We start from the raw sequence: 10,123 nt of genomic DNA on the forward strand, positions 1-10,123 counted from the left end.
GGTGCGGCCGTGTTCCGGCGCGATCGCGCCCTCCTTGGCCTCGACATCGCCGACGAAGCGAAAACCCTTGCGGGCGATGGTGCGGATCAGCGCCTGGCTCGCGCCACTGTCCCCGACCGCCTTGCGCGCGGCGTTGATCCGGCTGGTTAGGGTGGATTCCGAGACGCTGCGCCCGTGCCAGATCTTGTCGATCAACTCGTCCTTGCTGACCACCCGGTCGCGGTTCTGCATGAGGTGGACAACGAGATCGAAAACCTGCGGCTCCACGGCAACGGGAACCTGCTCGCGGCTCAGCTCGCGCAAGTCGGTATCGAGGAGGTGGTCCCTGAACAGAAACTGCACGTCAAAAACTCAGGCTTCGTTACGAAATCGGACAGGCAAAATGACAAAAATGAAATTTGGGTCGAAAACTGTGAGTCTGCCGAAGGGGATGCTTGGTTCATCGCTACCGAAAGATGGCTGTCATGCCGTTCTCGGAGGGGAATATAATCGCGGACAGAATGTCGCGGCGGGCCGATTGCCAATGGGATCATGATCGCCCATCCAACACCGTCATCCTGAGGCGCCGGAGCCTTGCGGCGCAATTGCGCCTCTGGGCGGAGGCCTCGAAGGATGGACGGTCCGGCTGCAGCGCGGCCGCTCGTCCTTCGAGGCCCCCATATCTCGCACCTCGGGACGACCGGGTGAGAGAGTGACATGTCGTCATAATGCCGTCGCGCGGCAGATGTGGCGAGCGGTGAATGTCCTTTGCCGAACTGCGCCGACTGCGTAAGCTATCGCCCACACAAACATCAACCACGAAGAAACTCCCATGCCCGCCTTTTCCGCGTCCACCACCGTGCTCGATTCCATGCTGTTTCGCGATGCCTTCGGCACGCCTGAGATGCGCGAGGTGTTCTCCGACGTCGCGCTGGTGGCGCGCTATGCCGAGGTCGAGGTGGCGCTGGCAAAGGCGGAGGCGAAGTGTGGCGTGATCCCGCAGCAGGCGGCCGAGGCGATCGCGGCGCGGACCGACGTCGCCGCGCTCGATTTCGAACTGTTGCGGCAGGAGACCGACATCGTCGGCTATCCGATCCTCCCTCTGGTCCACCAGATGGTGAAGCAATGCGGCGAGGCCGGCCGCTACGTGCATTGGGGCGCGACCACGCAGGACATCATGGACACCGCCGTGGTGCTGCAGCTCCGCGCTGCGCTGGAGATCGTTGCGCGCGACATCGACGAGCTTCGCGGCATCCTGGCGAACCTCTCGAAACGCCATCGCGACACGCCGATGGCAGGCCGCACCCATCTCCAGCAGGCGCTGCCGGTGACCTTCGGCTACAAGACCGCGATCTGGCTCGCAATGTTCGATCGTCATGCCGAGCGGCTGGCGCAGTTGAAGCCGCGCGTCCTGGTCGGACAGTTCGCCGGCGCCGCGGGCACGCTGGCCTCGCTCGGCGACAAGGGGTTCGAGGTGCAGGAGGCACTCTGCTCGGAGCTGAAGCTCGGCGTTCCCGCCTCGACCTGGCACGTCGCGCGCGACGGCTTTGCCGAGGCCGTCAACTTCCTCGCGCTCGTCACCGGCTCGCTCGGCAAGATCGCGCTCGACATCATGATCATGGCCTCGACCGAGTTCGCCGAGGTCTACGAACCTTTCGTCAAGGGACGCGGCGCCTCCTCGACCATGCCGCAGAAGCGCAACCCGATCTCGTCGGAGCTGATGCTGGCGGCCTCGAAGGCGGTGCGCCAGCACGCCGGCCTGATGCTTGATGCCATGGTGCAGGATTTCGAGCGCGCCACGGGTCCCTGGCACGCCGAATGGATGGCGATCCCCGAAAGCTTCGTGTTGACCGCCGGCGCGCTGCACCAGGCGAAGTTTGCACTCGCAGGTCTCATCGTGGACGAGGCGAAGATGAACGACAATCTCGCCATCAGCCGCGGCCTGATCGTGGCCGAAGCGGTCATGATGGGGCTCGCGCCGCAACTCGGCCGGCAAGAGGCCCATGACGTGGTCTATGACGCCTGCCGTCAGGCTAGCGACAAGGGAATGAGCCTGGCCGATGCGCTGTCCGCGGACCCGCGGATAGCGAGCCGCATCGACCGCGCCACAATCGAGGCGCTCACCTCACCAAAAAATTACCTCGGGCTCGCGCCTGCCATGGTTGACCGGGTGCTGAATTCGGCAACGCGTTGAAAACCAATATCCGTGAAACTGCGTATCTTCTCGGTGTCGCAAGGTGCTCGCGCACTTGCGCCTCACGATGCTAGACTTAGATTGAACGAGAGACTTTCGGCAGAGGGACCCGCATGACTGATCACCGCAATTCCGCACCTCCCATCGATCCCGCGAAACTCGACCGGCTGGCCGAGGTGGCGGTGAAGGTGGGCCTGGGCTTGCGGCCGGGGCAGGATCTTCTTTTGACCGCGCCCGCGATCGCTCTGCCGCTGGTTCGACGGATTGCCGTGCATGCTTACAAGGCCGGTGCCGGCATCGTGACGCCGATCCTGTCGGACGAGGAAATGACACTGGCGCGCTACCGCCACGGCCACGACAGCAGTTTCGATCGTGCCGCCAGCTGGCTCTACGAGGGCATGGCCAAGGCGTTCTCGGACAATACTGCGCGGCTCGCCATCGTCGGCGACAATCCGATGCTGCTGTCGGACGAGGATCCTTCCAAGGTGGCGCGCGCCAGCAAGGCCAATTCGATGGCCTATCAGCCTGCGCTGGAAAAGATCGTCAATTTCGACACCAACTGGAACATCATCGCCTATCCAAGCCCGTCCTGGGCCAGGCAGGTATTCCCTGATGATGCCGAGGACGTCGCGATCGGCAAGCTCGCCGATGCGATCTTCGCGGCGTCCCGCGTCGACCGCGAGGACGCGATGGACAATTGGGCGAGCCACAATGCGGTGCTGCGCGAGCGCACCAATTGGCTGAACGGCCAGCGCTTCCGCGCTCTGCAGTATTCGGGGCCGGGCACCGACCTCACCATCGGCCTTGCCGACGGCCACGAATGGGAGGGCGGCGCCTCGCTCTCCAAGAACGGCATCAGCTGCAACGCCAACATTCCGACCGAAGAGGTGTTCACAACGCCGCATTGCCGCCGGGTCTACGGCCATGTCGTGAGCTCGAAGCCGCTGTCCTACCAGGGCACGCTGATCGACAACATCGCCGTGCGCTTCGAGGACGGCAAGATCGTGGACGCAAAGGCCTCGCGCGGCGTGGAGGTCCTGAACAAGGTGCTCGACACCGATGAGGGCGCCCGCCGCCTCGGCGAAGTGGCGTTGGTGCCGCATTCATCGCCGATCTCGCAGAGCGGGCTGTTGTTCTACAACACACTGTTCGACGAGAATGCAGCGTCTCATATCGCGCTTGGCCAGTGTTATTCGAAATGCTTCGTCAACGGCGCGCAGCTCACCCCGCAGCAGATCGCGGCGCAAGGCGGCAACCAGAGCCTGATCCATATCGACTGGATGATCGGCTCGGCCGAGACCGATATCGACGGCATTTTGCCGGACGGCAGTAAGGTGCCGGTGTTCCGCAAGGGCGAGTGGGCGAAGTAAGGCGCCGCTCGTCATGCCCGGGCTTGTCCCGGGCATCCACGTTCTTTGTGCCCGCTAAACGTGGATGGCCGGGACAAGCCCGGCCACGACGATGTGGGAGCTTCAGCGCTCAAACTGGCATTATACGCGTTCACGCCGCCGCGTTGCGCAGCATCGGATTGTTGTCGATGCTGAAACGGTTGAACAGGGTCGTGAACGGGCTGCCATCGGTGGCCCGCACGATGGCGTCGGAAGCTGCGATTGCTTCGTAGAGCGCGCCGACGGGATCGTCTGCCTCACCAAGCTCGAGGCTCCTGCGGATCTCGTCGCGCGCCTCGTTGATCTCGTCCTCGTCGTCGAGCGTCGCCTCCATCGCCTCCGCCGCGCGCCGCATCTCATGGAGGTCGCCGCCGCCGGAAAATTTGAGGATGTCGAGCCAATAGGGGCGGGCGACGACGAGCTGGACGAACGCCTCGAACGTGCCAGCGATAATTCCCGCACGGCCCTCCGATGAGACGTAGAGCATATTCTGCGACGGCAGCAGCACGAACGCGCCGCCTGAGCCGTCACTGCCGATCTGTCGGGGATTTTCGATGCCGTCGATGGTGAACCAGGGCTCCTCGTCCGACACGAAGGAGACATCGAGGCTGATGAGCCGGGCGACGACGGTGCGATCGGCTGTCACAACCTCGGGCGTGAGGGGCATCGGCGTGGCTCCGTTTTGGTGCTTCCGCGCACTTTGTCGCACCCCGGAAAGGATCGGTTCATGTGCGCGAATTTGCAGGGAAATCGCCGCGTTAACCGCTTTGCCTCCGCAACTCCAGGCTGATTTTCGCGGCCTCCGTAAGAAAGAATTAAAAACCGATGACTAGCGTCCCCGACATCATTCTAGACAATCCGGGCCGAGACCCGGCCATATTTAATATATCGCCTGGGGAAGAAGATGTCGCGCACATTGATTGAAATCGGTAGTTGCAATGTCGACCTCGAGCTGCGGCCGATCGAGCCGTCCTGGATCATCGAGGGCAATCCCGTGTCGCGCTCGCGCGTGCTGTCCACCAGCGCCGACGGCACCGCTCAGACCATCATCTGGCATTGCACCGAAGGCCGCTTCAACTGGTACTACGATATCGACGAGACGATCATGATCATGGAAGGATCGATCGTGCTCGAAAGCGACGGCATGCCGCCGAAGCGCTACGGGCCTGGCGATGTCATTTTCTTTCGCGACGGCGCGCATGCCAAATGGCATGTCGAGGGCCACGTCAAGAAGATCGCCTTCTGCCGCAAGACCAATCCCGTGATGATCGGCTTCCTGATCCGCGTGGTCAACAAGCTGAAGAAGATCTTCACCTCCAGCGGCGAGCGCCGTCCGGCCTCGCTGATGGGTGCCGGCTAGTCTCTAATTCAAGGACGCTTCCCAGCGGCCACGACGAAGAGGGGTCGGGATCACATCCCGGCCCCTCTTCTTGTCATGATGGCAGCTCGAGCCGATAGACGTCGATTGCGGTCTGCGAGAACAGCGCCGTCTTCTCGGCCTCGCTCAGAGACGAGGCGATGCGCTTGAAGGCGTTGAAGATCACCTGATAGCTGCACTGGCCCTTGTCCGGTGGGAAGTTACTCTCGAACATCGCGCGTCTGGGGCCGAACGCCTCGATGCAGGTTTCGATATAGGGCCGCCAGGCCGCGGCAAGCTCCTCGGATGACGGCGGCCTGTCGCGCAGATGGAAGTCGTAGCCGAGCAGGCACATTGCGAGTCCGCCGAGCTTGACCACCACGTTCTCGCATCTTGCGATCTCCCGGATCGAGGTGCGCCATTGCGCAAACACCTCCTCGCGCCGCCCTGCAAAGCGGCCGATTCCGGCCGGGCCGCCGCAATGGTCGAGCACGATTCTGGTGTCGGGGAAGGCGCGCGCAAGCTCGGTGAGCTCATCGATCTGCGGATGGAATAGCCAGGCATCGAAGCTGAGCTTCAATGGTGCAAGGCAGGCAAATCCCTTGCGGAAGGTCGGGTCCTGCAACAATCCTCTCGGCCTGTTCGCATACATGCCGGCGACGGCAGGGTCTTCGTCCCAGGCCGACGAATGCCTGATGCCGCGGAAGCGGCCGTTGCCGGCCGCGATCTCGGCCTCCAGCACCGGCTTGGCCGCGTCGCCCTGCAGCAGATTGGCATGGCTGACGATGCCGGCGCAGATCGCGGCCTTGCCGTAAGCACCGCTCGCGCTCATCGCGGCGACCCCGTTGGCGAACTCGACTTCGCCGACGGGCCGGAATGCCTCGGGCCCATGCGCGCGGTACATCGAGCGGCAATCGACATAGACGGTGGCGAGAATGTTGTGGCCGGAGGCGATTTCATCAGCCATCTCCTCGATCAGATAGCGGTGGGCGCGATTCCAGAGATGGTGATGGGGGTCGACGATCGGCCGCAAGGGATCGATGATCTCCTCCTGATGCAGCGCGAGCCAGTCCTCGCGCGGCTCGACGAACAGCCCGCTCGTATTGGCGGGCACTCCGCTTGCAGCCATCGGCGTTCACTCCCTTCATGCTTCTTGTGCCGGGAGCCTATCATCTCGTCTCGTCACGCAGCAGCGCGCGTTGAGCAACCGTACCCGTCGCCGCGAGCACGGCGATGCCGTCGTCACCGCTCGTGCCGCTTCGCCTTCACATCGACGACCAGCCGCCAATCGGTTGCATCGGCCGGTTTGACCTCGCCGAGCCAATGGAAGGAGGTCCTGGTGATCTCCGTAAAGCTCCAGCGCGTCAGCTCGCCGGTTTCGGTCGTGCCTTCCTGCACGATATCCTGTCCACGCGGACGGCCGATCTGCTGGCGGAAGATGCTGCGGCCGGGATCGAACCAGGAAATGCGCCACGCATCGATGGTCGGATCGTAAACGCGCAGCGTCGTGCCGTACCAATTGCCGGCGATTGGAAAGGCCTGAGAGCCAGCCCGGCGGGGAATGATCCAGACGTCCTGGACGGCGCGGCCCTCCAGCACCCAGCCAAAATGGATTTCGCCAGGCGCGCTATGTTTCGCGCCATCGGAGCCATGGGCGGTGATCTCGGCATCCCAGTCGCCGACGAAGCGGCCATAGAGCTGGAGCGCAGATGCATGCTCGGGATTTGGACCATCCGCGTGCAAAAGTCTGCCAAAATCGGTCATGTCGATCTCCTGTTGAGAGGAGATCAGCACGACCGGCCGACCGCCGGCTTGGAGAAAATTGCGCCTCAGACCCCGTCGAGGATGATCACCGTCGGCTTCGAGGGCAGCGCATCCCGCGACATCCGGAACGAGCGTTCGGTGCGATGGTCGATCTCGAAGTCCTGCCCGATCCGGCGCATGAAATCGTCGAGCGGCGTGGCAAAGCGATGCATCGGCAGCACGACGGAGGCGCGCAGCCGCTTGGTAATCTCCGAGATGCCTCCCAGCGTCATGGTGTAGGTCCCATCGATCGGCACCATCACGATATCGAGCCGTCCGATCTGGGCGAAATGGCTGTCGTCGAGCTTGTGATGGAGGTGGCCGAGATGGCCGATGCAGAGGCCCGCGACCTCGAAGATGAAGATCGAATTGCCGTCGCGGATCATGTCGGCGCCGGCGTCGTCGCCGAAATAGCGGCGGATGTCGGTCGTGACATTGCGGACGAAGGTGTCACTGATGCGCTCCGACACGATCGCCGGCTTGCCGTCCTCGCTCCAGCCATGCAGCACGTGGGGAATGCGCCTGTCCGGGAATAAGGTGTAGTGCGTGCTATGGGCCCGGTTCATGGTGGCGACATCGGGCAGCCGGCCGACCTGATAGGCGCCGCTATAGTCGGTGGCGATGCGCAAGCCCGCGGGCGTGTCGACGTAGTAGGTGGAATGGCCGGCGTAGGTGATCTCGACCTCGGCGGGGCCGGCCGCCTGCCGGAACGCGACCGGCATGGCCCGCGGCGCGACATTGGCCATCGCCAGGCATTCGCTGCGGGGCAGCTGCTGGGCGAGGCTAGGTGCGAAGGATACGCTGAACAGCGCCAGAGCCGCTGAAACCAATCGCCACATGCATCCGTCCCCGATGTGTCAGGGGAAAGTCTAGCGTGCAATGCAGTGCGAGGCCAATGGGTTGCGATCAACAGCGCGTCAGTGTCGCACCCTCACTCCCGCCGCGGACGAACTTTCAAGGCGCCGGCAATCCGGCGCGAAGCCAGCCCAACATCGCGCCGCTGGTGTTCTGGATGCTCAACGCCTAGGTGGAGACATCGGTGGCAATGCCGGCCCAGCCCACTTGCAGCGGCACGGGGGTCGCCTCGGGCTCGGGCCGCGACCACATTAAGCATAGACTCAGCCTCGGCTTGTTCCGGTGTCGGGTCTTGCCTACCCATGTCCAATGGACGCGGCTGCAAATATCACCCGATATCATGCGCTCGACAGCTGGCGTGGCATCTGTGCTTGCATGGTTGCGCTGTTCCACTTCGACGTGATCAGCCATCTGTCCTTCCTGCCGCTCACCAGAAATGCCTATCTGTTCGTCGATTTCTTCTTCGTGTTGAGCGGCTTTGTCATCGCGTCGAACTATCGTTCGCGCCTTGCTGAGGGCTTCGGCGCGGGCCGCTTTCTCCTCCTGCGGCTCGGGCGGATCTATCCGCTGCATCTTGTGACGTTGCTGCTGTTCATTCCCATTGACGCTGCGAAGGACGGTGTTGGCCCGAACCTCCTGCAGGCCATCGTCACCAACGTTCTTCTGCTGCAGGGGCTCGGCGTCAATCCGCAGAACTGGCTGAACTTTGCGAGCTGGAGCATCAGCGCCGAATTCGCCGCCTATCTGATCTTCGCCGCGGTCGTCAGCAGGATCGGACCGGCGATCTGGCCCTGGCTGATCCCGATCATTGCCGGGCCGGTCGTGCTCGCCACCATCAGCCCGGATGGGATGAATGCGACTTACGACTACGGTCTCGCACGCTGTCTCTACGGCTTCGCGCTTGGCGTTCTCTCGTTCGATCTACGAGAGCGCTTTCCGGTGTTGCGTGCACGCCTGACGCCGTCCGGTGAGACATTGCTGGAGACGGCGAGCGTCCTGCTCGTCGTCGGCTATGTCTCTGTGGCCGGCAGCAGCGTCACCTTGCAGGTGGCCTCGCCGGCGGTGTTTACGCTGGTCGTCCTGGTGTTCGCACGTGAAGCTGGCGCGGTCAGCCGCCAACTGACGGTGCCGTTCATGCTCGCAATCGGGATGCTGACCTATTCGATCTACATGCTGCATCCGCTCGTCAGGGCCGTAGTGCGGGCGATCCTCATGGTCGTCGAGCGCCTTGGGCATGCGGACCTGTTCGTCAATTACGCGTTGAGCTCGGGCCATGAGCCGACGAAGGTGGTCTCCATGCATGGATCGCTTTGGCTTGGAGATCTCCTGCAAATCGCGATGCTGCTGTTGACGGTCTTGCTGTCGGTCGCCACGTATCGTCTCGTTGAAGAGCCCGGGCGCAACTGGGTCAGGCGCTTGATGGATCGACGGAACGTCGCCGCGGTACGCCGCGCCCAGCCGGCTTTCGACACCTGACGTCCGTAGCTCTAGAGCATGCGCCTCATTCCCGCCTTGGGCTGCACTTCCAGGTAATCGCAACGAGACTCGCGGTGATCAGGCCGCTGACGATACCCGCGATGGGGAGCGCAAGCAGCAGCGCTGCCGTCGCGGCCCAGCCGATCGAGGAGAAGGCTTCGGCGAAGGTCGCGAGCCGCGACGAGGTCTGGCGGCGGCGGAATTGGCTGCGCCGGGCCTGCACCCGGAACCAGAGCTGGATCGCGGTCGCCGAAGCCGCGCTGATGATGATCGCGCCGGCACTGATCGCGGCCTGGTAGAGCGAGGCGAAAGCGAGTGCCGCGACCAGCGGGCAGAAGATGACGGCGATCGCGATCAGCACCACCTCGATCTTGGCGCGGGTGACGCTGGATGGCGTCAGCGGTGCGGTTGCGACGAGGTCGGGGGCGTCCTCGCCCGAGATCGTCAGCCAGGCGAGCCCGCCGGCAAGCTGTCCGGCTGCCATCACGATGACGGGCGTGATCAGCGTCAGCGCCGCGGAGCTGTCGGCAAAATTGCGCCAGAGCAGCAGCGCCGGCGGCACCAGATAGAGCAGCTGCATCAATGTCTGCGAGATCAGCCAGGGATCGCGCCAGAGCAGCGAGAATTCCTTGCGCCGCAGCGCGTGCTGCCGCGACCCGTCGCGGAATGGGCGCTCCTTGGCGCGCTTGCTGCCGGAGGTGCCGTAGGCTGCGGCATCGATCGCCGTGTCGGCAAAGCGGCGCGAGAAGATCGCCATGACGCTTCCAAGCAGCACCAGGGCGGGCGCCAGGAGCAGCAGCAGCGCTTCGCTGTCGCCCATCACCGCCCGCGCCGGCCACCACCAGATGCTGTCGACATCGGGAGCATGAGCGGCCAGGCTACCCGAGGTCAGGATGGTGAAGCGCGACAGCGTGCCGTAGGACACGATCGCGGCGACCTGGAGCGCGATCACGAAGCCGGCGCCGATGATCGCGGCGAGGATCTGGGCAATGAGGCGCGTCCGCGCCGGGCCGATCAGGCGAAACAGCAGGATGGTGACGGCAATCGCGACCGCCGCGGCCGACAGACCCA

Annotated in this window: 10 protein-coding genes; 4 read left to right on the forward strand and 6 right to left on the reverse strand. The window is 63.8% G+C overall.

Going from position 1 to position 10,123, the window contains the following annotated elements:
* Positions 1-342, reverse strand: a 342-nt coding sequence (locus MOV75_RS15095; protein ID WP_247006094.1) for a transcriptional regulator, incomplete at its 3' end; no start/stop codon positions are given.
* A gap of 469 nt (positions 343-811) precedes the next feature.
* On the opposite strand from MOV75_RS15095, the gene pcaB reads away from it, so the two are divergent.
* A complete protein-coding gene (gene pcaB, locus MOV75_RS15100; protein ID WP_246926067.1) occupies positions 812-2,173 on the forward strand; it encodes a 3-carboxy-cis,cis-muconate cycloisomerase in 1,362 nt (453 codons plus the stop codon).
* A 113-nt stretch (positions 2,174-2,286) separates the two neighbouring features.
* Positions 2,287-3,543 (forward strand): aminopeptidase, encoded by a 1,257-nt coding sequence (locus MOV75_RS15105; protein ID WP_246926064.1) that lies wholly within the window; start codon positions 2,287-2,289, stop codon positions 3,541-3,543.
* A gap of 130 nt (positions 3,544-3,673) precedes the next feature.
* On the opposite strand, the gene MOV75_RS15110 is transcribed toward MOV75_RS15105, so the two are convergent.
* Entirely contained in the window at positions 3,674-4,228 is a 555-nt protein-coding gene (locus MOV75_RS15110; RefSeq protein ID WP_246926061.1) for a hypothetical protein, read from the reverse strand.
* A 237-nt stretch (positions 4,229-4,465) separates the two neighbouring features.
* On the opposite strand from MOV75_RS15110, the gene MOV75_RS15115 reads away from it, so the two are divergent.
* A complete protein-coding gene (locus tag MOV75_RS15115) occupies positions 4,466-4,921 on the forward strand; it encodes a cupin domain-containing protein (protein ID WP_246926058.1) in 456 nt (151 codons plus the stop codon).
* Between the two features lie 73 nt (positions 4,922-4,994).
* Here the strand turns inward: MOV75_RS15115 and MOV75_RS15120 are convergent, their stop codons facing one another.
* The 3 genes from MOV75_RS15120 to MOV75_RS15130 all read right to left on the reverse strand — a co-directional run bounded on the left by MOV75_RS15120 (position 4,995) and on the right by MOV75_RS15130 (position 7,560).
* Positions 4,995-6,047 (reverse strand): amidohydrolase, encoded by a 1,053-nt coding sequence (locus MOV75_RS15120; RefSeq protein WP_246926057.1) that lies wholly within the window; start codon positions 6,045-6,047, stop codon positions 4,995-4,997.
* 113 nt (positions 6,048-6,160) lie between these two features.
* On the reverse strand, positions 6,161-6,682 hold the full coding sequence (locus MOV75_RS15125) for a hypothetical protein (protein WP_246926056.1): 522 nt from the start codon (positions 6,680-6,682) through the stop codon (positions 6,161-6,163).
* 65 nt (positions 6,683-6,747) lie between these two features.
* Complete coding sequence (locus MOV75_RS15130; protein ID WP_246926055.1) at positions 6,748-7,560, reverse strand: MBL fold metallo-hydrolase; 813 nt, start codon at positions 7,558-7,560, stop codon at positions 6,748-6,750.
* Positions 7,561-7,885: 325 nt separating this feature from the next.
* On the opposite strand from MOV75_RS15130, the gene MOV75_RS15135 reads away from it, so the two are divergent.
* Complete coding sequence (locus MOV75_RS15135; protein WP_258719541.1) at positions 7,886-9,052, forward strand: acyltransferase; 1,167 nt, start codon at positions 7,886-7,888, stop codon at positions 9,050-9,052.
* A 25-nt stretch (positions 9,053-9,077) separates the two neighbouring features.
* Here the strand turns inward: MOV75_RS15135 and MOV75_RS15140 are convergent.
* The coding region (locus tag MOV75_RS15140; RefSeq protein ID WP_247006096.1) for a permease at positions 9,078-10,123 on the reverse strand (1,046 nt) is incomplete at its 5' end.

Source organism: Bradyrhizobium sp. PRIMUS42 (genome assembly GCF_023006515.1).
GTDB lineage: Bacteria > Pseudomonadota > Alphaproteobacteria > Rhizobiales > Xanthobacteraceae > Bradyrhizobium.

Excerpts from the sequence above, each read along its gene's own strand:
- MOV75_RS15125 (WP_246926056.1), bottom strand. The coding sequence starts at position 6,682 with ATGACCGATTTTGGCAGACTTTTGCACGCGGATGGTCCAAATCCCGAG.
- MOV75_RS15135 (WP_258719541.1), top strand. The coding sequence starts at position 7,886 with ATGGACGCGGCTGCAAATATCACCCGATATCATGCGCTCGACAGCTGG.
- pcaB (WP_246926067.1), top strand. The coding sequence starts at position 812 with ATGCCCGCCTTTTCCGCGTCCACCACCGTGCTCGATTCCATGCTGTTT.
- MOV75_RS15130 (WP_246926055.1), bottom strand. The coding sequence starts at position 7,560 with ATGTGGCGATTGGTTTCAGCGGCTCTGGCGCTGTTCAGCGTATCCTTC.
- MOV75_RS15115 (WP_246926058.1), top strand. The coding sequence starts at position 4,466 with ATGTCGCGCACATTGATTGAAATCGGTAGTTGCAATGTCGACCTCGAG.
- MOV75_RS15105 (WP_246926064.1), top strand. The coding sequence starts at position 2,287 with ATGACTGATCACCGCAATTCCGCACCTCCCATCGATCCCGCGAAACTC.
- MOV75_RS15110 (WP_246926061.1), bottom strand. The coding sequence starts at position 4,228 with ATGCCCCTCACGCCCGAGGTTGTGACAGCCGATCGCACCGTCGTCGCC.
- MOV75_RS15120 (WP_246926057.1), bottom strand. The coding sequence starts at position 6,047 with ATGGCTGCAAGCGGAGTGCCCGCCAATACGAGCGGGCTGTTCGTCGAG.